Genomic DNA, 23,424 nt, shown 5'->3' on the forward strand with positions numbered 1-23,424 from the left:
TGGCTTTTGTAAAAGAAAGTAGTTTTACTCAGTGCCTAGCTTTGCAGTAGCGGCGCTTAATTTATCTAAGTTTTCAAACATGGTGTTAGTGTAATCAACCAGTTTATCTATTTCTTGTTGATCTTGATTTAGCCATTGAATGATACCTGATAGCTGGCTTTCTAATCCTAGGGTGTGCGCTTTAGAGTAAGCCGATTTTAGATCATCATTAAAAGGGGCAACACTTTCGGCAATGGCTTTTTCTGATGTTGGCTTAATTTGTTCATACTCTTTAATGGCAGCAACGGTTTTGCTTTGACGTAAGTCCATTGAGAATGCCACCAGCTGTTCATTCCCTAAACTGAGTTCTTGGGCTTGTTCAAATGCTTTGTCTAAATCGCCACTGAAAAAGGTTTTACTGACATCTTGTAACTCTGCCATTAAATCATTTATGGCTTGCTGCTCGTCTTCATTAAGCTCACCATTTACTGACATCGAGAAAGAGAGCTCACGGGATTCAGAAAATTGCGTACTAAATGATTGTGAATCATCTGTTTGTTGATAGCGACTAGATGATTGCGATTGATAAGCATCTGCAAAGCTAATACTCACCTCATCACCTTCTGCTGTGGTGAATGTGTAATCAGCACTATTGCTTAAACTTACATATTGCGCCTGACTTACAGTTACGCTTGCAGGTTGTGGGTTAAATAAGTTCTGCTCAAATTTATCGAGGCCACTAAAGATACCCTCTTTAGATTTATCAATACCCTCTTCAAGTTCTTGATTAAATACGCCCATGCCTTTTAGTTCATCCACAGCCTCATCAACACCCGTTTGCACTCCTTTACGTGCCTGATTTAGCATATCTTGCAGTTTGTCGTTATCGGCACCATTGGCTTTGGCTTTTTTTACCGAGCTTGTAACAAAGTCTAAAACATTTTTTACGACTTCATTAAAATCAAACAGTGGTTTGTCTTTTTTCGCTTCAGCAACCGGCAAACCTAATTCTTTTGCCATTTTGTCACCCAATACGGCAGCAGCCAGTTCTTTTCCTCGTTGCTGATAACTAGTTGGTGGCGAGTCTATTTTAGGCTGTGGCATTGCTTGTTTAGTATTGTATTTATTGGCATTGCTGTTTGGAACAAAACTAAAGTTACCTATTTTCATGAGAGGACTCCTATTTAGACTTACTCTTATATCGGCCAAGAAAGCCTATGCTGTAGTAAAATGCTCAAAAAAAGCTCACTATATTTGATCAAAACTAGACAAATACGCTTCGCCCCCTACAATAGCGCCGATAAACAGATCTCAACGATAAGGTTATACCGTTAATGGCAGTTATAAATATAGATACCACGCAATACGATGTACAATTAAATGAAAAAGAGCAGCGTATTACAGAGCAATTCCAACGTTTTGGTGTAAAACAGTTAGAAGTATTTAGCTCTGAGCCCATTAACTACCGCCAACGTGCAGAATTTAGAGTATGGCACGATGGTGACGATCTGTTTCATATTATGTTTGATCAACAAACAAAAGATAAAATACGTGTTGATACCTTTGACCCTGCAGCTCCTTTAGTAGGTGAAGTTATGCAGGTGATGATTGAAAATTTAAAAGGCTGCGAAGTACTGCGTCGTAAATTATTTCAAATAGATTATTTATCAACCCTCAGTGGTGAAATTTTAGTGAGCTTGCTATATCACAAGCCACTTGATGAACACTGGTTAACTGAGATCAATGCCTTAAAAGAAAAACTAAGTAGCCAGTACAAAATTGACTTTATTGGCCGTGCACGTAAGCAAAAAGAAAAATTGGGCGATGACTTTGTTACTGAGCGCTTAATGGTGAATGGCCAAGAGCTAATCTATCAGCAGGTAGAAAATAGCTTTACTCAGCCTAATGCGAAGGTGAATATTAAAATGTTAGAGTGGGCACAAGAGTTATGTAAACCACTAAACAATGATTTACTAGAGCTGTATTGTGGTAACGGAAACTTTTCAATTGCACTTGCAGGCTCATTTAATAAAGTGCTGGCAACAGAAATATCAAAATCGTCTGTGCATTCAGCGCAATATAATATTGCTCAAAACAAAGTAACTAACTTAGATATTATTCGCATGTCGAGCGAAGAGTTTACTCAGGCAATGAAAGGCGAGCGTACTTTCTCTCGCCTAGATGGCATTGACTTGAGTAGTTACAACTGCCAAACCATCTTAGTCGACCCGCCTAGAGCAGGCATGGACACGCTTACGTGTGACTTAGTTGCTAACTATGAGAATATTATTTATATATCATGTAACCCAGACACATTAGAGCGCGACCTTGATCACTTAACGCAAACCCACGAGGTTAAGCGCTTTGCAATATTTGATCAGTTCCCTTATACACACCACATTGAATCTGGTGTGTTTTTACAACGTAAATAAAAAAGCATTAAACAGCGCACGTTGTAAAAATAAAAAAGCTCCTTAAGGAGCTTTTTTATTTAACCAAACTACTTATTTATTTGCTAAGTAATTAATGAGTGCGCTTACATCTTCTGGCGATGAAATGCCTGACTCACCACCTAGGTTAAGCTTGTATTTACCATTAACGATAAACGTAGGAACGCCACGAAGCGCCCCTTTGCCTTTAAAGTAATCTTGGTCACGTTTCATTTTAGAGCTAAGTGTACGTACCGAGAAGCTTTCAAATAATTTATCAAACTTGTCGCCATCTACGCCTTGCGCTAAGAATACGTCTTTTACATCTGCCAACTCATTAAATCGTGCACGCTTTGCATGGATATGATCAAACATCGCTGAAATAATTTTATCTTTTTGAGGTAGTACTTCAGCTGTAGCTAATGCTTGGCTGATCATGGTTTGATGTTCTGGGTCACGTACACCCACAAAATCTACATGGCTTTTCTTAAACTTTACGTTTTTATCTAGCTTAGGTTTGATCTCGGCCAGCAGTGGTTCCATGTTATTACATGCAGGACAGTAAAAAGAGAAAAACTCTTTTACTTCTGGTTTTCTGGTTGCACGATCAGAGACGACATCGTAATGCACGCCCTCTTCGTAAGTGGCAGCAAAACTGGTTGCAGCTAAAGGGAGTAATACAGCAAGTAACCCTGCTTTAACTAATTTGATCATTATTATGGTGCTCCAAAAATTATAGTTTTAGTAAAAAGCTAATTAACTCATCAAGTTCTTGTTGGCTCTTGATTGTATTAATATTGATTTTATATTTGTCATTTACGATAAATGTAGGTACGCCAGTTAATGCGCCAAGCTCAGAATATTTATTCTGCTTATCTTGCATGGCACGTTCAGCTGCTATGATAGGCAAACTAGCAATATCATTATCAAATGTACTGTTATCAATTGCGTTAAGCTCTAATAACTTCTTAACGTCTTTAATTTCTGTTAATGGTGCACGCTGAATATGGATGCTTTTAAAAATTTGCGCTGTTACTGCTTCGGCTTGACCATGCTTTTTTGCGATTAAGTAAGCAAAGCTTAAATTACTTTGCGCTTGTGGTGAAACGCCTCCCAAAAAGTTGACATGATTTTTTACAAATTCAGCCCCTTCAGGTAAGTTTTCTGCAATCCCTTTGGCTACCGGCTCAAATTTAAAACAATGTGGGCAATAGAAAGAGAAAAACTCGGTTACATTCGGGGTTTTACTTTTTTCAACATCAATTACAGTGTATTGATTACCCGCTTCAAAGTTAGCAGCTAATGCTGCAAAAGGTAAACATAGGATCAGTAAACTTAGTTTTAATTTTTTAAGCATGAATATCTCGTTATACTTCTTTTAAAATAAAAATATTATGGCAATAATTTTAACGGAGCTTCTTGCAAAGCTGCAAACTGCTCTTTAAGCGCTAAAATTTGTTGCTCCCAGTATTTGTCATCTGCAAACCATGAAAAGTTCCGTACAAAAGCAGGATCACTCCAACGTTTTGCAACCCACCCCATGTAATGAATCATACGCATAGCGCGAAGCGGTTCGATCAGCTTAAGTTGTGAGTGATCAAAATCGCAAAACTCTTCATATGCATTCACTAAAGTGTCTAACTGTAACAGCTGTGTTTGTCGATCGCCACTGAGCATCATCCATAAATCTTGAATTGCAGGACCTTGACGGCTATCGTCTAAGTCAACAAACATTAATGCATCTCCTGCCCATAGGATATTACCAGCATGGCAGTCACCATGTAAGCGAATGCCTTCTACATTTTTATATTGCTGTTGAGTTTGAGCAATGACTAAATCTAAAATAGTGTAAAAGGAAGTCTCTAATCCCATAGGGACTAACTTACTTTTTTGTAAATGAACTTTAGCTGTATCTAAATATTCATCACAGGTAACGGTCGGTCTTTGGGTAAAGGGTTTCGTTTTGGCTACTTGATGCATACGACCGATTAAACGCCCGAGCACATCGAGTTGATCTAAATTGTCCACCTCAAATAAACGCCCGCCTACACTTGGGAACAAAGTAAATAAATACCCTTGATGTTCAAACAAGCTTTGCCCATTGTGTTTTATTGGCGCCACCACCGGTACTTCAGCGGCGGCTAGTTCAAAAGCAAAGTCATGCTCTTCTTGAATTTGCGCTTTGCTCCAGCGCTCAGGGCGATAAAACTTAACGACGTAACGCTTTGCACCCTCGGCCACAAATTGATACACCCGATTCTCGTAGCTATTTAGCGCTAACAACCCTGACTCAGCATAAATATCCACGCTTTCTATGGCATCCAAAATAAGATCTGGGGTTAAGTCAATAAAGCTAAATTTACTCATATACTTCTTATATAAAAAGAAAAGCGGGAATATCCCGCTTTTTCGTTAATAACAGTACTCGTTTGCCTTTAATAAAGCGACTTATCGTGCTTTAAAAAAGTTGCTTGGCTGCGATATTTTATTATCGGGCTCGTTTATTGGCGACAACACAAAGTTAAACTCGGTCATTGGCGCTTTTAAATCATAAGGGTCCATTACCAGTGATAGCGGTACATTATGCGATTCACCAGCGTTTACTGTAAAGGTAGTATCACCTAAGTATTTATAATTATCTAACCCGGTTACATCAATAGAGAATGTTTGCTCGTATTGTGCTTTGTTAATTACTTTTAAGGTGTAGGTGTTTTCAACTAAACCATTAAAATCGACACGATACAACTGATTGCGGTCGCGAATAATATCAAAGTCCATGGTTTTACGCATGGCGATATTAGCAACCAGCGCACCGGTAAGTAAGATTAAAATAACACTGTAACCAATCAGCTTTGGACGCAGCGGATGGGTTTTATTCTCTGGTGTTTCTAAATTACGCTCGGTGGTGTAAGAGATAAGGCCCCGAGGGTAATTCATTTTATCCATTACGCCGTCACAGGCATCAATACAAGCACCACAATTTATACACTCATATTGCAGACCATTACGAATATCGATCCCGGTTGGGCAAACCTGCACACACAAGTTACAGTCAATACAGTCACCTAAACCCAACTCTTTTGGGTCTTGTTTACGCGAACGTGGCCCGCGGTTTTCACCACGCGCTTCATCGTAGCTTACAGTAAAGGTGTCTTTATCAAACATTGCTGACTGAAAACGTGAGTATGGGCATATATGTAAACACATAATTTCGCGCATCCAACCCGCATTACCATAAGTACAAATAGTAAATACAATAATACTAACTAAGGCATAACCGCCCACATTAAAGGTAACAAATTCAGGCAGTAGTTCGCGAATAGGCGTGAAGTAACCAACAAACGTTAACGCAGTATATAAAGAAAATAATACCCAACTAGTGTGCTTAGCTGTTTTACGCCAGAACTTGTCAAAATCCATCGGCCGTTGATCTAACTTTTTACGTTGGTTAGCGCTGCCCTCAAACTTTTCTTCAAACCAAATAAAAATGAAGGTCCATACTGTTTGCGGACATGTATAGCCACACCACACTCGACCATAAAATGTGGTAACCAGAAATAAGGCAAACGCTGCTAGCATAAATATAAATGCAAGAATGGTGAAATCTTGTGGCCACAGGGTTAAGCCAAAAATATTAAATTTTTGCTCCATTAGCTCAAATAAAACAGCTTGTTGACCGTTAAAGTTGATCCATGGCAATAACATAAACGCCAGCATGCCTAAAAAGCCAATACGTTGTCTTAGTAATTGATGGAGCCCTGAAACAGCACGCACATAAATACGGTTGCGTGGGTTAAATCTATCTTCTTGTCGGCTCAGATCGGGTTTTTGGATCTTAACCTCTGTTGGTATGTTTTTTACTTTAATTTGCTTATCCATTGAAGTTCCTCAACGCCGCTAGGAAATAAAAATTCAGCAATCTTTTTGTACTTTTCGCCTAAGTGTAGCAACTTACATGCTAAACATAATACGCTTTAGGTCGCACTTGTATACTTTCAGATATTTCAGAAATATCTAATTACTCCCCTTATTATACGCATATTGGCTAAAATTACTGACTAGATTGCTAATAATTTATTCAACTTGTGACTTGCTTTTAAGGTGTATTTTATTACACTTGCCGGCTACTAACGTGTTGTTTGGATCAAGGTTTGTGTATTTATGAAGAAATTTTTTATACTAGTGGTTGTGATCCTAGCATTTTTTACCATTGATCACCCCTTGGTAAAAGAGCCTCGTGAGCGCTTACTCGGTGATGGTATAGACTTGTTAAGCAGCACAACTAAAGTTGATCGTTTTCCTGTCGCAACCATGACAAGAAACAAAATCAATAAACAGTTAGCACTTTCAAGATCCGAAGAAGACTATATTAATAAAACGTTTACCAATGATGAGTCAGTAAAGTTGTTTGAACTACGCTATTGTCGTCAAGGCGATCTAAACCTTTACTTTTATTCAGAACGTTTAACAACGGTATGTCGCATTATCAAAGAGTCATTAGCGCAATCGAGAGTGAAATAATGGATTTTTCTGGATTAAATAAAAAAGCAAGTAACTCATTTCACAAACATCGCACTATGCTTAAGCAGTTGGCACAAGGTAAAACAATTAAATGTGAGCATTGCCAGGGTGTATTAACGTTAAATTTAGCCACCAGCGAACCTGGTAAGGGAGTAATACAGTGCAAACAAGGTTGCACTGATATTGAATTAGAGATTGGCGCTTAAGGCTTTACCTACTTATTCATCCCACCCTTCATCGGTATACAAACCACTATTAAGCGCGACAATTTCTATAAGTTCAGCAAAACCTAACGCAAAGTCGCCCATTAATTCATACTGCTGCGCACACAAATGTAATTCATCGATATTATTTTGCTGTGCAATCTGTGCAATCGTTGGTTTATCTAATGCAAAAAAGCTAAGAGTCGCCTGTGCACTTTCAAGCGCTTGCTTGTATTGAATATCTAGTTGCTCACTCTGAAGTAACTTATGAGTATACGTTTGGCTTGCAGTTAAAAAACCTGCAGACCACTGCTGACAAAACTCAAGGTCAAACTCAGCGGGTAACTTATAACCAAGTTCAAATACTTGTTCACTTACTTGGTGATGTAATGCCATAAACAAAAACAACATGTCTTCATCAAGGTCATTCGCGGTATTAGGTAGAATTTGCTCTAACCATTGATGTACTTCTAATGGCTCAGGTGAACAAATAGTGCCAAATAAGTAACCTTGGCTTTGAATAAGGCTCATAGCGCCAGGCTGGGTAGTTAAAAACTCGCTGAGCAGCTTGGCGTGCTGCTCAGTAAACTGAGGTATTTGCATTAAAACTCTTTTTTGTAAAATATTAAAATTTAAGTGGATACCGACCTTGGTTATCTGGTCTACCTAAAAACTTCACCGCGTCATGGACTTCTTTCGGTAAAGTGAGATCAGGTTTAACATATCCCGCTACTTTAAAATCAAAATTGGCTTTTAGTGTAGCATCAGCCTCTAACCCTAATCTATTATTTGGCTCGATAAGTATGGCTACATCGCCCGACTTACAACTTAGTTTACCGCTTAAATCGCCTATATTAAACCAGCCAGCTAGTCCTTGCACATCAATATCAGGGCTGGCTATTTCACCTTGTAATGATTGGCAATAAGGAGCGCCTGAAACATACTCATCGAGCTCTAAAATAACGCGTCCTTTAGCAGTAACCGGTAACGGTAAATCAATGCGCTGCATAGCGCGCTCAACCGTTGAACGCACTACAGTATCAGTTATTCTAAGTTCATCATTTGTAAGAGAATAACTAATATCTGCATACCCAGAAATGTCATCACGTTCGCGAGGATTACCAAAACGTAAGTTAGTATTCACTTGAGCTTTAAAGATTGACCAGCCTGATATATCCCAACGTACATTATTCAACTGTTCACCTTGAAAGCGAAGCTGCATTATTTGACCTTGCCATAGCGTACCAAAAGTTTGCCCTACCTCTAACTGCGCAGGTAAGTAAGGTTTAGCAAAATTTAAAGCCACTGCAGCGGGCAATTTTATAACGCTAAAAACAAGAAAGCTAATTACAAAAACGATGGATAAAATTATTATTTTTTTCATTAACTACTTCTCTAATACTAAACGGCTAACGCGTACATAACCGGATTTGTCATCTTGGCTTAAATCTAAATTTTCTACGCTTAAACCATGCTGATTAACCAGCTCGTCAATCCATTGGATTAATTGATTAAACTCCACTGAGTCGAGTGTTAAACGAAGTGAATTATCATTTGGCTGCATTTTACTAATATTAATGCTGTAACGACCGCGCGTATTATTCACTATTTGGCTGAGGTTTTGATTGCTCACCGCTTGCGCTTTTCCTGCTGCTTTAAGTTTAACGATACTGTCGTCTACCCATGCTAGCAATTCTTGTTGTTTTATTTGTGATTGTTGCGCATTTTCTATTGCCGTATTTAAGGGTCTAAATATACCCATTACCAAAACAAAAATAATAAATACACCACCCGCAACCATTATTAACTGCTGCTCTTGTTCTTTTAATGAACCCCAATATTTCATGAACTGTTGCTTCATTGTGCACCTCGCAGTCTAATTTCGCCGACGATATAATCACCATCATTATTTAACGACCCCTGCTCAACAGTCACACCTTGCTGCTCAAGAATGGCTTTAACCTTACCAAAGGTTTGAAAGTCTTTTGCACGAGCACGAATACGTAATTCATTACGGCGCTTATCAAAACGTAAGGTTTGCGGTGTAAATTCGCTCACTTGTGAAAATACACTCACCAGCTTGCTGGTTAAATCTAAAAAGCCAGCATCGCTCGTACCTTGTACTTTATCCAGTGCTCCCTGTATTTGATTTTTAATTAAGTGAGGGCGCACCCGCGTGCCTGGAAAGGCTTTTTGAAATCGCTCTACTACTTGTGATTTAGCTACCTCAAGCTGCGAATTAAGCTGATGTAATTCAACCGCTTTAATAGCCACACTCGATAGCAAAGCAATAACACTAATTATGGTGGCACTTTTCCAGTAACCCCACCATAAAGCCGTTTTCTTTTTAATCGTGTATGGCCCTTGACGCAAATTAAATTTAAGCTGATCTAACTGCTTAGCAAATAATGCTAACGGCAGCTCATAGTCACTGGTTTGCGGATGCAAGGTAAGCGTTTCGGGAAATTGCTCTGCAGGGCTGTAATGTTTTATATCAGGGTTACCTAAAGCCGTTAGATACTCCTTTAACCAGCTGCTTTCAACCGCACCGATATGCCAGTCACCTTTTTTAAATAGCCATTGCTTGTTGAGCTCAATTGCCGCTACACAAGGCTCTTCTGCACTGGGCAATAACAAGCCATCCGGCACTATTTTATGAGCACTGAGCTGGTGTTGCTCAAACACCTCTAACCAGTGCTCAAACCAATCGCGATTCATTAGCGCAACCCTAATTGCATGCTGCTCCTCAACCATCGTTGGCTCCCCAAGCGCAATATAGATGTCGTCTATATCACAGGCAATATCCTCTTCGAGCATATAAGGGAGTGCTTGCTCTAGTTTACGGTTCCATTTAGTTGGCAGTATCACCGTTTTTAATTGCACTTGGTCGCATGGTAAAAGTACCACGAGCTCTCGGGTTGATGCTTTTTCAGTTAACTCACTTAACTGGCTGGCATTTTGTAACTCGCCACTGGCTATTATTTCTTGTTCTTGTGGTGAGTATATTAACCAGTTAAGTAAGTCTTGTTCGGTTTGACCCGTGCGGATCAACAGTATCTCTGTCACTGTACGCCTCCAAATTTTCGCGCCAGTATCGTTACCTCGCCATTGCTGGCATACAGTAATGTGGTCATCGAAAAACGCAAATCAACAAATTTTGCCTGCGTTTGTAATTTAAAATATTCACTTTTCACACTAAAAAGTTTTTCTACTGCTTTGATGTTTTTACCACCTTGTTGTAATACAGATTCAAAAAACTCTTCAATATTATCAAAACCATTTTCAGGACGCGCTGCAATTACCGCTTGAGCGCCTGAAACACTAAGTTCATCTATTAAGCCACTGAGTAATAATGCTTGCTCTTCAGTGATTGTATTAACATTGATTGAAAGTAATGTGCTACCTGGGATCACACAGACAAAAGGCAGCACTTTTTCCATAACCAAAGGATTAAACCCTTTAATTAAACGCAGTTCAGACACCGATGCAAATAAGCTATTAGCCGTCATATATGGAAACTGACGCGATAAATACTCGCCTTCTTCAGCTCCTGAGCGATAGGTTATACTGTTCTCATCAAGCCAATCAAACACACTGTCGGCCATCCCTTCTTCTGATTCATCACTGGGTAAATCATCTATATTTTCTAAAATAGCAAACAACGCTTTATGTGCAGGGTTCGTTTTATTACCGCTATTTGGGTCTGGCTCAACCCCAAGCGCGTTTAAATTTAAACACGCTTGTAAATCAGTCAACTGGCCGCTTAACGTGCCGTTCTCAACAGGGTACTTTACATCACCTTGCTTTGCCCACGGCTGCGCTAAGGTGGTTTTTTCTGGATCGTCTTTTTTACTTTGAATTAAGCCTTTAATAGCTAATTCTTCAGCACCATAGGCATACCATTTCGCTTGTTGCTGACTTTGTAAGTTAGTACTTCTTTGTACTTGCACCATTAAATTAGCACTCATTTCAACGGCTAAAATAGCTGCAAGCGCTACAATAAATAATACAATAACCAAAGCCGCGCCGCGCGAAGATTGTTGGTTCATCAAGGCGTACCTCGGCCATTAGGTTGCGACGGGTTAGTCCCCTCTGTTACTGGTTTAGGTAGCTCTTTACCGAGTCCTGGCACTAAAAACACACGCCTAATTGGTTCTGCGTTCATTTGCTTTAACGTTACAGCTACCGCTTTAGGTAACGCCTTGATTTGCCAGTTTTCTTGCCACTCTGCGTTACCATCTAAAAACTCAAATTTAAGCTCTTCTACGTCAGCTAAAACAACTTGGCTACGAGGCTCCATATTATCGAGTTGATCAACATAAATGCGATATACGCGTTCTAACTTGTCATCAATGACGCGATAACCAACAGCTTGTAACTCTGAGCGAGGAAGTAAGTTAATGGGATTCATCCAACCATCACGTACAAAGGCAATACCATCAAGCTGGCTTTCTATAATGTAGCGTCCAGCAAGTAAGTATCCCTCTTGAAAATCTCCAGCTTCATTACGTACTTGGCGTTTAGTCATTTGGCTAAAGTCTTGATCCATCAATCTAAATGCAGTTTGTAAGCTATTTAGTTCAGCAATTTTTTCATCTGATGCTTGTTTAGCTCGCGTTGTGGTATCAAGTATTTGGTGGGTGGCCATAATCACAAACGCCAACACACCCAGTGCCACCATCACTTCTAATAATGTAAAACCGCGCTGCTTCACTTAAGGCTTACCTTTATTTAAGTAAGTGCTTAACTCATAAATTGAATTTTCATACTTATCATCCGTAAACACATTAATAGTGACTTTTACAAAGCTCTTGTCGGCAGTGGGCACAACATCTTGGCGCCAAAACCATTCAATACCCGCCATCATCTCACTGCCGCGGGTACCATTTTTACCTTGCCATTTTTCGCCTTTCGTTCGTTGTTCTACCAATACATTCTCAGCGACCCATGAGCCATACGTTTGTTCTTCAATACTTGATAAGTGATGAATATGCTCACCGGTTGCTTGCATTGCCGCAATACCAGCCATGGCACAAATACTCAGTGCAACTAAGACTTCTAATAATGTAAACCCGTGGTATTTTTTCATTATTGGGGCTCTCGACGAAAATCGACTGGGGCTGCAAATTTACCTTCAATAAAGTACACCGGCTCTGGCTGATCTTTTAATTCAAGCATGAGCTGAAACGCACTTACATCGGCAGAGGATAAAATAAGTACTTGCGGTACTTTTAACTTTTTAAGCTCTAATAAACTATCTTCATTGTTACCACTCATTAGCTCACGCCAATTTGACTGCTCTAGTAAGTTATCTTGTGCCCAAGGTAGGTCTTCAAGATTAAGTGTTAATTTAAATTGGGGTTCGATCTCAATTGGCTTAAATAAAGCTTCACGATCAAAGCTAATCCATTTTTCGCCATCAAAAACTAAAAATTCAAGCGTATTTTGCTCAACTAAAAGGCCTAATTCTATTTGATTAAGCACCGCAAATTCCGATGCGGCATTAATGGTGGTATGCAGCCTATTTGCTTGCTTGTCTAACGCTTCTTCAGCGCCGCCATCTAAGCTGTATACCACCATTTTGGTGGCAAAGGCGATGATCACCAATACCACTAAAATTTCTATTAAACTAAAACCATAATGCTTTGCACTCAGGTGCTTAGGGCTTACCTGCATGGCAAGCCCCAATGTATTATGTTTAAGTGCATGGTAAAGTTATTGGTCATTACTGCTTATCTTCATCCCAATTACCAATGTCATCTTCGGTGGCTGGTTCGCCATCTGGACCCATCGAAAAGATATCAAATTTACCTATTTCTCCAGGACTGATTAATTGGTAATTATTACCCCATGGATCTTCTGGTAACTTGCTAATAAAGCCACCATCAGGAAAACGCTTAGGAATGGGCTCAATACTGGTTTTAGTAACTAATGCCTCTAAACCTTGCTCTGTACTTGGGTAGCTTTTATTTTTAAGCTTGTACAAACTCATAGCATCTTCTAACTGCTGAATATCTAAATGCGCTTTATCAATAGCCGCTTCTTCTTGCTGGCCCATAATATTAGGTGCCACAATCGACATGATCATCCCGATGATAACCAGTACCACCATGACTTCTAATAAAGAAAAACCTGATTGTTTATTCACGTTATTACCTCGTTATTCTAAAAACACTAAGCAAAAATGATTTGTTTAAATCATTAATATAAAAAATACTTAAAGACCTACGGCCTTGTTCATTGCCATAATTGGCTGCAAAATTGCCATTACTATGAACAGCACAATCACTGCCATAGACGCAATCATTGCCGGTTCCAATAATTTTAATGACACATTAACCATACTTTCAAACTCGCGATCTTGATTGTTAGCAGCACGCTCTAACATTTGCTCAAGTTCACCGGACTTTTCACCACTGGCTATCATATGTAGCATCATTGGTGGAAACAACTTAGTTTGCTGTAGTGAAGCACGAAGACTCGCCCCTTCACTAACTCTTTCTGCGGCATCAGCCACTGCTTGCTTTATTTTTTCGTTAACCAACACCCCGCCTGAAATACGCATTCCTTCAAGTAGCGGCACTGAGCTTGACGATAAAATACTTAATGTACGGGCAAAGCGCGCCGTGTTAATCCCTCTGGCAACCTTACCTATGCCTGGCATATGTAATACTTTTGCATCCCACCAAAACCGTACTTTAGGCTTTTTAAGTGCATATTTAATTCCAATAGCAATCGCTGTGATCGCTAATAAACTAACAAACCAATAGTTTTGTACAAAATGACTACCCGCCATGACCCATTCGGTTGTCCAAGGTAATACTTGTTTGGTTTTTTCAAACGTTTTTAGTATTTTAGGCACCACAGTACCTAATAATACTGAAACAATACCAATAGCGAACACGACCAAAATAATGGGATACACCATCGCTTGCGTAATTTGGCTACGCATGTGTTGGCGTTGCTCGGTGTAATCAGCCAATCTGTTAAGTACTTGATCTAAGTGACCTGACTTTTCACCTGCGGCCACCATTGCACGGTATAAATCGTCAAATACATGCGGAAATTCACTCATCCCATCAGCAAGCGTATACCCTTCCACCACTTTAGAGCGCACAGACATTAACATACGTTTTAGCCGTGGTTTTTCACACTGCTCAGCAACCGCCATCACGGCACCCTCAACGGGTAAGGCTGACTGAATTAGGGTTGCAAGTTGACGTGTAATCAAAGCAAGATCTGACGTTGATATTGTCGGCTTAAATAAAGAGCCTAATAATGGCGCTTTTTGACCTCGAACTTGTTTATCATCTTGCGCAGCTGGCAGCACCTCGAGGGGGGTTAGCTTTTGATCGCGTAAAAGTTGGCGAACTTGCTTTGCTGTATCCGCTTCTAAAATTCCTTTTTTTTCTTTTCCCCGGCCATCTAATGCACGGTATTCAAACGCCGCCATTGTTAGCCTTCCTCACGGGTTACGCGTAATACTTCTTCAAGCGTTGTTTTACCCGCAAGTACGCGGCTGCAGCCATCTTGACGAATACTTGGGCTGCGTTTACGAATATATTTCTCTACGCTTTGCTCACCTTTACCGCTGTGGATCATTTCACGAATGGTTTCGTCGACAACTAATAATTCGTGAATACCTGTACGACCACGATAACCGTTAAAGTTACACTTTTCACACCCTACCGCGCGGTAAATCGTCGGAGCATTGTCAAACGGTACGCCGAGTAATTCACATTCACGCTCATCTGCAATATGCCCTTCTTTACAGCTATTGCATAAGGTACGTACTAAGCGCTGTGACAATACGCCGAGTAATGATGACGACAATAAGAATGGCTCAACACCCATATCTTCCATACGGGTAATTGCACCTGAGGCGGTATTAGTATGCAATGTAGACATAACTAAGTGACCAGTCAGCGATGCTTGTACACCAATTTGAGCGGTTTCTAAGTCACGTATTTCACCAACCATAACCACATCAGGATCTTGACGTAAAATAGCGCGTAGGCCACGGGCAAAAGTCATATCAACCTTGGTATTAACCTGTGTTTGGCCAATACCTGGAATTTCATACTCAATGGGATCTTCAACCGTTAAAATATTGCGATCCCGCGAGTTAATTTGGCTCATACCCGCATATAAAGTAGTACTTTTACCAGAGCCTGTAGGGCCTGTAACTAAGATTATACCGTGAGGCTTACTAATTAAATCAGCAAATAGCTCTCGGTTTTTCGCGGTCATGCCTAAATCTTCAAGGTTTAAACGCGCATTGTTTTTATCAAGCAAACGCAATACGACTCGCTCACCAAAGCTCGATGGCATGGTCGACACACGCACATCTACAGCGCGCCCTGCAATACGTAAACTAATACGGCCATCTTGCGGTATGCGTTTTTCTGCAATATCGAGTTTGGCCATTACTTTAATACGCGATACCAGCAAAGAGGCTAATTTACGATTAGGTTTTAAAACTTCTTTGAGTACGCCATCCACTCGAAAACGAATAACCAGTTCTTGTTCAAACGTTTCAATGTGGATATCAGAGGCACCTTCTTTAATGGCCTCACTCAACATGGCATTAATGAGTTTGATAATAGGCGCATCGTCATCACCAGCAAGTAAGTCTTCAGTTTGAGGAAGCTCATCAGCTAGTGAGAATAAATCAACCTCATTACCAATGTCTTCCATCATTTGCTGAGTTTCTGAGCTATCACGTTGATACGATGCTTCTAATAATAGCTCAAACTTATCATCTTCTAGTTGCTCAAGTGTAAAGCCATGTCCTGCAATACGGCGCACTTCTAATAATACATCAATATCCAACTCGCCACGGTAGTAAACAACTCGGTTATCCTTATGTTTACTAAGTAACGCACCTACTCGTCTGGCATATGAAAACGGCAAACGCTTTGCTGGCAGCTCAATTAAGTCATCTTGAGCAAGCTGTTCATCATCACTGTGAGTAATTGGATGAACAACATCTTGATTAATATCTTCTATCGCATTAGTCATCATTACGCTCTTGTGCATTTTGTTTGCGTAAATGCTCTTCGTACGTAGGAGGTAGCACTAGTTCGTCATTCCACTCAGGTAAAATAGGCGTGTCTGACTTTGGCATCAAATTAATACCATCTTCACGTTTTTTAAATTGCTCGCCGCGAATAAAGTTATATTTATTAAAGCTAAGTTTATTCATGTTAACGCCATCGCGAATAATGGTCGGTCTTATAAATACAATAAGATTACGCTTACGCTTTGTTGTATTAGTTGACTTAAATAAGTGCCCTAAAATAGGGATGTCGCCGAGTAATGGTACTTTTGACACGCTTTCTTGTACATCTTCATCTATCAAGCCGCCTAATACCACCATGCCGCCATCATCTGCCATTACGGTTGTTTTAATTGCGCGCTTATTAACTGAAATATCAACTGCCGTTGCACCACTTACACTAGAAACTTCTTGCTCAATGGTTAATTGCACTGCAGAACCATCATTAATTTGCGGTGTCACTTTAAGCTTTATACCCACTTCTTGGCGCTCAACCGTCTGGAATGGGTTCGTATTATTACTACCTGTTTGCGAGCCAGTAATAATTGGCACTTCTTGGCCAACTAAAATAGACGCTTCTTCGTTATCCATAGTGGTAATAGAGGGAGTCGCTAGAATATTAGAATTAGTATCAGTTGAAACCGCTTGTACGATTGCGCCCCAATCGTTTTTAATCACTCCCATGGCTAAACCATTAATACCACCAAGTAATGATGCAAGCGGGCCGTAGTCGCCTTCAGTTGTTTCATCATATTCGGTAACAGTACCTGACTCAGTACCAATAATGCTTTTAGTTATTGTTTTATCACGAGCTTGCTCAGCAGCTACAGCTAAGGCACCGACAGGCACAGTGGTACCATTATTAAATTGCAGCATGCCGCCTTCTTCTGAAATCCATTGCAGGCCAAAGTTAACGCCATCGCCTTCCATTACTTCAATAATAATGGCTTCCACTAGTACTTGCGCGCGGCGAATATCTAAGCGCTCTATCACCGATTCTAGTGAACGCATCGTATCTGGCTGAGCGGTAATGACTAATGAATTAGAATCTGGGTGAGCTTCAATGCTAGTGTCGTTTTTATTACTACTACGTGATTTAGCAGCTCCACCTTGCGTGTCCTCTGCTAGCGATTTGCTCACACCTTGGAGTACTTTTACTAAATCTTCGGCCTTTGCGTAATTGAGGTAAAACACTTTGGTATTACCTTGGCTTTCCAGTTCACCATCTAAACGTTTAATGAGCTCAATGGCCCGTGTGCGTGCTTGGCCTTCACCACTGACAATCACGCTATTAGTACGACCATCAGCCACTACTTTAGGAATTAAAAACTCAGGTACGCTACCCTTACCACTGTCTTTGTATATATTCTCTACTACAGAGACAACATCATCAGCCGTTGCAAACTTGAGCTTAACGATATCGACTCGCTTATCACCCGCTTGGTCAACAGAGCGAATAATTTCTACTAAGCGGTTCACCGAGGCTGCATGACCAGTTAGCATCATTACGTTGGCCGCATTAAAGTTAGCAACGTGACCACCGTCTTTTTGGTCGCTAAATTGGCGAACTAAAGGACCTAATTCTTGTACGCTGACATTTTTAACTCGTACAACCCGTGTAATCATCATATCGCCAAGCGCTTGGCTATCAGCAGTAATTAATGGCACATTTGACTTTTTGGCATCTGAGCTTTTTTCTATTTTTATTATGTTGTTATCCATTTCGACGGCTGAATAACCGTAAACTTCTAAAACATTTAAAAAGAACTGATAATAAAGTCCCTCATCCATTAATTCATAACTGCGTACATTTACTTTGCCACGCACGTTAGGATCAATAATGATGGTTTTATTAAGGTTTTTGCCAACAATATTAATAAACTCATTAATATCTGTGCCCTTAAAGTTAGCAGCGTATTCAACAGCAGCAACCGACATAGAAATACTTGCCGCTAAAAAAAGTGCTGCATACTTAGCTAACCCTTTTTTAATTTTTTTGAGGTGTAGCACCTGAACCATTATGTTAAAACTCCAAAGCTAAGTTATTGCAGACTAAATAGTACATCTATTTGCTCACCATCACGCTCTATTGTGATAGTTGCATCTGTACTGTTTCGCAGCTCATTCATTGCTGCCATTGCCTGTTTTAAATCTGTTAATTGATAACCGTTAATTGCCACGGCTAAATCGTTATTTTGTAATCCCATTTGTTTAAATAGTTCGGGCTCTTTACCAGGACTCAAACGATAACCTATAAGCTCCCCATCATTCATCGCTTGAGAAACACGTATATAATCAAATAGCTTGCCAGGTTCTTCTAAAAGCTCTTCGCGAGTTTCTATTAATGCTTCTTTCACCTCAAGGTTGGCAGTGGCATCAATTTGTTCATCGCTTTGTGCTGAAGGCGCTAAAGGCCCCATTTCAGACTCATCTCGCGCAGCGAGTACCGGCATAGACACTGTTTTGGTAAAGTCGAGCCCATCAAGCATTAAGGTTTCAAAGCGACCACTTACATCTAGAATCACACGATCTGGGAGTATTTGCGATACTTTTGCACGTGTACCTTGCACCACATCCTCTACTAAATAACTCGTCTGGCGACCTTGCGATTCAATAATAGCCATTCCCGCCTTATCATCATTACTAACAGCAACAATACCGGTTAAGTTAATACTAAGACGCGTTTCAGGGGCATTATTAATGACTTTAGTTTGCGAAGCAGTATTGGTGTTTTTTGTTACATTTACTTTACCAAATACAAATTGCTCAATGATCGAATCTATAGACTGGTTATTGCCACCCACAGCTTGGTTAGAATAGCTGATAGGGGCAAGAGGAGACATTACTGGCTGCGGCCATAATAGCCACATCAGTTTTGATAATAAAAATGCAATATAAACAACAACTAAAACCATAACCATTGCGCTTAATTTCGCATGCGGTAAACGGTTTAATAACTGCTTAAATTGTTGAACGTGCTGTTCCATAGGTAGTGTTCTTATTTTAATTTATAACGAAATCACTCAGCCATAGTACCTTTTCATTTTTCATTCAACAAGCACGCTAATATTAAACTTTGTAAACAGATTGATTTATTTATCGTATCAGCTATCAAGCAATAGCTACATGCGGTAACGGTTTCGTGATAATTTACCTAGGCAGTTAATTTACTAGGGATGTTTTATGACAAAGAAAACTAAACTCAATGACAGCTCAGAAAACGCTGACGCACTTAAAGTGAGGTTGGACAAATGGTTATGGGCGGCTCGATTTTATAAAACGCGTGCAATAGCTCGAGAAATGGTACAAGGCGGCAAAGTACATTATAATGGGCAACGCAGTAAGGCTAGTAAAATTGTAGAAATTGGCGCAGTTATAAAGCTAGCCCAGGGCGTTGATGAAAAAACTGTCACAGTATTAAATATACTTGAAAAGCGCCAAAGCGCCCCCATTGCACAGACCTTGTATCAAGAATCTGATGCAAGTATTGCTAAGCGTGAAGAAAATACTATCGCACGCAAAAATAACAGCTTCTTTGCACCTCATCCGGTTAAAAAGCCTGATAAAAAGCAAAGACGCGAACTTTTAAAAATGAAATCAAGTTAGGTATAGCCGCTCATGCAACAAGATTTACTTCATCGCTATTTATTCGACAATCTCGATGTTCGTGGCGAACTCGTACAAATAGACAACGCTTACAATGAAATGATTGCTAAACACAATTACCCAGAGCCCGTTAAAGCATTACTAGGTGAGCTGCTTGTTGCAACCTGTTTATTAACAGCAACATTAAAGTTTGAAGGCGAAATTGCCGTTCAACTACAAGGTGATGGGCCGGTAAAATATGCCGTTATTAACGGTGACGACCAACAAAATATGCGTGGCATAGCACGACTTCAAAGTGAAGTGACAGGGTCAACAGTTAGAGAGCTTATAGGCCAAGGTTACATGGTTATCACTATTACTCCAACGCAAGGGGAGCGTTACCAAGGTATAGTGCCTTTAGAGCATGATACCTTAAGTGAATGTATAGAAAGCTACTTTGAGCAATCTGAGCAATTAAAAACGCGCCTTTGGTTTGCAACCGACACCACAGAGGGAAGCGCCAAAGCATGTGGGCTATTTTTACAAGTGCTACCTGTTGATAAACAAAAGTCGATTGAAGATTTTGCTCACTTAGAAGCACTCAGCAATACCATTAAAGATGAAGAGCTATTAGAGCTCGATGCCAATACTATTTTAACGCGTCTTTATCATGAAGATAATCCACGTGTATTTGATCCTCAACCAATTCAATTTAAATGTGGCTGTAACCGCGAAAAAACGATGACGGCTTTAGTTAATGTTGGTCAACAAGCGCTTTTGGACGATGTTGAAAAAAATGGTGAGATTAAAATTAGCTGCCATTACTGTTTAAAAGATTATGTGTTTAACGAGCAAGATATAAAAAGTATATTTAACTAATCTACTTTTATAAAACACAGCACAAAATAGCCATAATTTTTTATGGCTTTTTTGTGCCTAAAAAATGACACCGGTATCACAAGCTGAGTATTTTTCATGACACCGGTATCATTGAAATTATTCATGTTTTTTCTTAATTTATATGTTTTTACGGCGTTTATAAGCTCGAATATCCTTAATCCATCTGTTACTATATTTGCAGCTTAAAGGTTACTAAGACCCAGAGCTATCCCGTTCAATCTCACACAATTTAGGTATAAACATGACTTCAAGCGCTACCCGTTTTGTCGATCTAACTGCAGCTGAACTTGTCGAGCACGCTATCAGCCGTGGCGAAGGGACTTTAGCCGCCAATGGTGCTTTTGTAGCTAACACTGGTCGTCGTACCGGTCGTTCTCCAAAAGATCGTTTTATTGTTCAAGAATCAAGTACTGAAAATGAAATCCAATGGGGTAATGTAAATCGCCCATTCGATGCAGATAAGTTTGACGCGTTATGGGCACGTGTAGAAGCACATGTGCAAAGCAATGACCACTTTATCTCTCACCTTGAAGTTGGCGCTGATCCAGAGCACTATCTTCCAGTGGTTGTAACAACAGAAACTGCTTGGCACCATATCTTCGCTAAAAACATGTTCATCCAACCACAATCATACAACAAAGCAGACTTCCCTCAGTGGCAAGTAATGAATGTGCCTTCGTTTGTATGTGATCCAGAACGCGATGGTACCAATAGCGATGGCACAGTTATTATTAACTTTGCACAACGTAAGGTGTTACTTGCTGGCATGCGCTACGCGGGTGAAATGAAAAAATCGATGTTCTCTGTGCAAAACTTCCTACTACCAGCGAAAGGTGTATTACCAATGCACTGTTCTGCTAATGTAGGCGAAGCAGGCGATACTGCGTTATTCTTTGGTTTATCTGGTACAGGTAAAACAACATTATCAGCAGATCCAACTCGCTTCTTAATCGGTGATGACGAGCACGGCTGGGCACCAGGTAGTGTATTTAATATCGAAGGTGGTTGTTACGCTAAATGTATCGACCTTTCTCAAAAGAACGAACCAGTTATCTGGGACGCTATTCGATTCGGTACAATTTTAGAGAATGTGGTACTTGATGAAAACCGTGTTCCTGATTTCAACGATACCAGCCTAACTCAAAATAGCCGTGCAGCTTACCCACTAGAGCACGTTGAAAAACGTAAAGTTGAAAACCGCGCAGGTGAGCCTAAGGCTGTTGTTTTCCTAACATGTGATGTGAGTGGTGTACTACCGCCGGTATCTGTACTAACCGAAGAAGCTGCAGCATTTCACTTCCTAAGTGGCTACACAGCAAAAGTAGGCTCTACAGAAATTGGTTCTACTAGCGATATTGAATCAACATTCTCAACCTGTTTTGGTGCTCCTTTCTTCCCACGTCCTGCAGGTGTATACGCAGAGCTTCTAATGAAGCGTGTACGTGAATTCGGCGCTAAAGTTTACCTAGTTAACACTGGATGGACAGGTGGCCCTTACGGTATTGGTAAGCGTTTTGATATTCCAACAACACGAGCTGTTGTGGATGCAATCGTATCTGGAAAATTAGCCGATGTAGAAACCCAACACATTGACGTGCTAAACCTAGACGTACCAGTTGCAGTACCGGGCGTAGATAGCAAGCTTCTTAACCCAATCAATACCTGGGAAGACAAAGCTAAATACGCAGAGTATGCGGCTAAGCTAGCATCTGATTTCACAGAAAACTTTGCTAAATACGACGTATCTGACGAAATTAAAAACGCAGGCCCTAAAGTTTAATAATCACCTTTAGCCTGATAATTAAAACGCCAACCTTGAGTTGGCGTTTTTGATCCTATCTATTTTACTTCAGCAACGTAGTTACTTTAATAATTGCTTATAAGTCACCTATTAGCTAAAAACATTTTCCCTATGTTTTTGCGAATTTCTTAATAAAGGCTCACCAAGAGCCTATTAAGCTTTAAAATAGCAGTTAGTAGTTTGTATATCTCAAATTAAACGCTATTAAACTATGTCACATTAGTACAGTTACGGGTTGTCATCAGCAATGAAACAATACTGTAGGGTAAATCTGTCCAACACCTCACTCTTTAGCCTGTTAGAGCACACCAAACAACACTAGCTATTACTGGTAAACTCCTACGAACACAAGAAGGCTCAAGTCATTCGAGTCTTGCTTGCTTTTGGAGTGAATGTGCTACTTCTTGCGACAGCATAGCAGAATATCGTTGCAAAATAGCGGGGAGAGTCATTATGAAGGCATGGAGATGATAATTTAAGGATAGTTTAAAGTACAAGGTGAATAACTGAGATCAGTAAAGAGTAGCAGGACTGATAATAGTACTTCAAAGCTTATAGCGCATGGCTTAAACACTGACTTGTATTTGGAGTGGGTATACTACTTCGTAGCGACAGCGCAGTAGCATGTCGTGGGGTCGGTTCTGGTCAATTTTCTTCCTTTAACCTAATGCCTTTCACCTTTATTTTTCACTTTCCTGCAGACGTAAAAAAGCCCGACTATTGCTAGTCGGGCTTTCTCTTATTTGGAGTCGGTGCGCTACTTCGTAGCGACAACGCAGTAGAGTGTCGTGGTGCCCACAGTGGTAGAGAGCCACATAGCAAATGTATAGAGTCGGCATTAGGCGCTTATTATTTTCCTTTTACCTGATGCCCTTTACCTTTCACCTACGTTTTTACTTTCCTGCAGACATAAAAAAACCCGCTACATCACTGTAACGGGTTTCTCTT

24 protein-coding genes are annotated in these 23,424 nt (G+C 40.1%); 6 read left to right on the forward strand and 18 right to left on the reverse strand.

The features are described from left to right. Nucleotides 1-24: 24 nt before the first annotated feature. Nucleotides 25-1,149, reverse strand: a complete 1,125-nt coding sequence (locus BG00_RS02890; protein ID WP_036980425.1) for a DUF5610 domain-containing protein — start codon at nt 1,147-1,149, stop codon at nt 25-27. A gap of 164 nt (nt 1,150-1,313) precedes the next feature. Between BG00_RS02890 and trmA the strand changes: the two genes are divergently transcribed. Next, nucleotides 1,314-2,411: a tRNA (uridine(54)-C5)-methyltransferase TrmA gene (gene trmA / locus BG00_RS02895; RefSeq protein ID WP_036980426.1), complete on the forward strand. Its 1,098-nt coding sequence runs from the start codon at nt 1,314-1,316 to the stop codon at nt 2,409-2,411. A 72-nt stretch (nt 2,412-2,483) separates the two neighbouring features. Here trmA and BG00_RS02900 read toward each other — a convergent pair whose 3' ends face one another. The 4 genes from BG00_RS02900 to ccoG all read right to left on the reverse strand — a co-directional run bounded on the left by BG00_RS02900 (nt 2,484) and on the right by ccoG (nt 6,287). Further along, entirely contained in the window at nt 2,484-3,122 is a 639-nt protein-coding gene (locus tag BG00_RS02900; protein WP_008113400.1) for a thiol:disulfide interchange protein DsbA/DsbL, read from the reverse strand. A gap of 19 nt (nt 3,123-3,141) precedes the next feature. Further along, a complete protein-coding gene (locus BG00_RS02905; protein WP_036980428.1) occupies nt 3,142-3,765 on the reverse strand; it encodes a thiol:disulfide interchange protein DsbA/DsbL in 624 nt (207 codons plus the stop codon). Nucleotides 3,766-3,800: 35 nt separating this feature from the next. Beyond that, a complete protein-coding gene (locus BG00_RS02910) occupies nt 3,801-4,775 on the reverse strand; it encodes a serine/threonine protein kinase (RefSeq protein ID WP_013464263.1) in 975 nt (324 codons plus the stop codon). An 81-nt stretch (nt 4,776-4,856) separates the two neighbouring features. Further along, entirely contained in the window at nt 4,857-6,287 is a 1,431-nt protein-coding gene (gene ccoG / locus BG00_RS02915) for a cytochrome c oxidase accessory protein CcoG (protein WP_036980430.1), read from the reverse strand. Nucleotides 6,288-6,569: 282 nt separating this feature from the next. On the opposite strand from ccoG, the gene BG00_RS02920 reads away from it, so the two are divergent. After that, the gene (locus BG00_RS02920; RefSeq protein ID WP_036980432.1) at nt 6,570-6,929 is read left to right on the forward strand and encodes a hypothetical protein; all 360 of its coding nucleotides are present in this window, start codon (nt 6,570-6,572) and stop codon (nt 6,927-6,929) included. Further along, a complete protein-coding gene (locus BG00_RS02925; RefSeq protein ID WP_036980433.1) occupies nt 6,929-7,135 on the forward strand; it encodes a hypothetical protein in 207 nt (68 codons plus the stop codon). The genes BG00_RS02920 and BG00_RS02925 overlap by 1 nt, the downstream gene beginning before the upstream one ends. A gap of 12 nt (nt 7,136-7,147) precedes the next feature. On the opposite strand, the gene BG00_RS02930 is transcribed toward BG00_RS02925, so the two are convergent. From BG00_RS02930 to gspC, 13 genes are all read right to left on the reverse strand, one after another. Beyond that, nucleotides 7,148-7,735 carry a UPF0149 family protein gene (locus tag BG00_RS02930; RefSeq protein ID WP_024601509.1) on the reverse strand — a complete coding sequence of 196 codons (588 nt, stop codon included), beginning with the start codon at nt 7,733-7,735 and terminating at the stop codon, nt 7,148-7,150. A 22-nt stretch (nt 7,736-7,757) separates the two neighbouring features. After that, nucleotides 7,758-8,516: a type II secretion system protein N gene (locus tag BG00_RS02935; RefSeq protein ID WP_036980435.1), complete on the reverse strand. Its 759-nt coding sequence runs from the start codon at nt 8,514-8,516 to the stop codon at nt 7,758-7,760. A 3-nt stretch (nt 8,517-8,519) separates the two neighbouring features. Further along, complete coding sequence (gspM, locus tag BG00_RS02940; protein ID WP_013464257.1) at nt 8,520-8,993, reverse strand: type II secretion system protein GspM; 474 nt, start codon at nt 8,991-8,993, stop codon at nt 8,520-8,522. Then, on the reverse strand, nt 8,990-10,198 hold the full coding sequence (gspL, locus tag BG00_RS02945) for a type II secretion system protein GspL (protein ID WP_036980437.1): 1,209 nt from the start codon (nt 10,196-10,198) through the stop codon (nt 8,990-8,992). The genes gspM and gspL overlap by 4 nt, the downstream gene beginning before the upstream one ends. Next, entirely contained in the window at nt 10,195-11,181 is a 987-nt protein-coding gene (gene gspK / locus BG00_RS02950; protein ID WP_028834991.1) for a type II secretion system minor pseudopilin GspK, read from the reverse strand. Before gspK ends, gspL begins: the two co-directional genes overlap by 4 nt. Beyond that, the gene (gspJ, locus tag BG00_RS02955; RefSeq protein ID WP_036980439.1) at nt 11,181-11,846 is read right to left on the reverse strand and encodes a type II secretion system minor pseudopilin GspJ; all 666 of its coding nucleotides are present in this window, start codon (nt 11,844-11,846) and stop codon (nt 11,181-11,183) included. The genes gspK and gspJ overlap by 1 nt, the downstream gene beginning before the upstream one ends. Further along, nucleotides 11,847-12,221, reverse strand: a complete 375-nt coding sequence (gspI, locus tag BG00_RS02960; RefSeq protein ID WP_016900327.1) for a type II secretion system minor pseudopilin GspI — start codon at nt 12,219-12,221, stop codon at nt 11,847-11,849. Next, nucleotides 12,221-12,808, reverse strand: a complete 588-nt coding sequence (locus BG00_RS02965) for a prepilin-type N-terminal cleavage/methylation domain-containing protein (RefSeq protein WP_013464252.1) — start codon at nt 12,806-12,808, stop codon at nt 12,221-12,223. Before BG00_RS02965 ends, gspI begins: the two co-directional genes overlap by 1 nt. Before the next feature lie 49 nt (nt 12,809-12,857). Further along, nucleotides 12,858-13,280, reverse strand: coding sequence for a type II secretion system major pseudopilin GspG (gene gspG, locus BG00_RS02970; protein WP_016900325.1), 423 nt, complete (start codon nt 13,278-13,280; stop codon nt 12,858-12,860). A 69-nt stretch (nt 13,281-13,349) separates the two neighbouring features. Further along, nucleotides 13,350-14,585, reverse strand: coding sequence for a type II secretion system inner membrane protein GspF (gene gspF / locus BG00_RS02975; RefSeq protein WP_036980442.1), 1,236 nt, complete (start codon nt 14,583-14,585; stop codon nt 13,350-13,352). A gap of 2 nt (nt 14,586-14,587) precedes the next feature. Continuing rightward, nucleotides 14,588-16,153 carry a type II secretion system ATPase GspE gene (gene gspE / locus BG00_RS02980; RefSeq protein ID WP_036980444.1) on the reverse strand — a complete coding sequence of 522 codons (1,566 nt, stop codon included), beginning with the start codon at nt 16,151-16,153 and terminating at the stop codon, nt 14,588-14,590. Then, nucleotides 16,146-18,209, reverse strand: a complete 2,064-nt coding sequence (gspD, locus tag BG00_RS02985; protein ID WP_036980446.1) for a type II secretion system secretin GspD — start codon at nt 18,207-18,209, stop codon at nt 16,146-16,148. Before gspD ends, gspE begins: the two co-directional genes overlap by 8 nt. A 23-nt stretch (nt 18,210-18,232) precedes the next feature. Next, a complete protein-coding gene (gspC, locus tag BG00_RS02990; RefSeq protein ID WP_036980448.1) occupies nt 18,233-19,177 on the reverse strand; it encodes a type II secretion system protein GspC in 945 nt (314 codons plus the stop codon). Between the two features lie 196 nt (nt 19,178-19,373). On the opposite strand from gspC, the gene hslR reads away from it, so the two are divergent. From hslR to BG00_RS03005, 3 genes are all read left to right on the forward strand, one after another. Beyond that, nucleotides 19,374-19,796, forward strand: a complete 423-nt coding sequence (gene hslR, locus BG00_RS02995) for a ribosome-associated heat shock protein Hsp15 (protein ID WP_036980450.1) — start codon at nt 19,374-19,376, stop codon at nt 19,794-19,796. A 12-nt stretch (nt 19,797-19,808) separates the two neighbouring features. After that, entirely contained in the window at nt 19,809-20,654 is an 846-nt protein-coding gene (hslO, locus tag BG00_RS03000) for an Hsp33 family molecular chaperone HslO (protein ID WP_013464245.1), read from the forward strand. A 262-nt stretch (nt 20,655-20,916) separates the two neighbouring features. Next, the gene (locus BG00_RS03005) at nt 20,917-22,455 is read left to right on the forward strand and encodes a phosphoenolpyruvate carboxykinase (RefSeq protein WP_036980452.1); all 1,539 of its coding nucleotides are present in this window, start codon (nt 20,917-20,919) and stop codon (nt 22,453-22,455) included. The last annotated feature ends 969 nt before the right edge of the window (nt 22,456-23,424 follow it).

The organism is Pseudoalteromonas sp. SCSIO_11900, assembly GCF_000576475.1.
Taxonomy (GTDB): Bacteria; Pseudomonadota; Gammaproteobacteria; order Enterobacterales; family Alteromonadaceae; genus Pseudoalteromonas; species Pseudoalteromonas tetraodonis.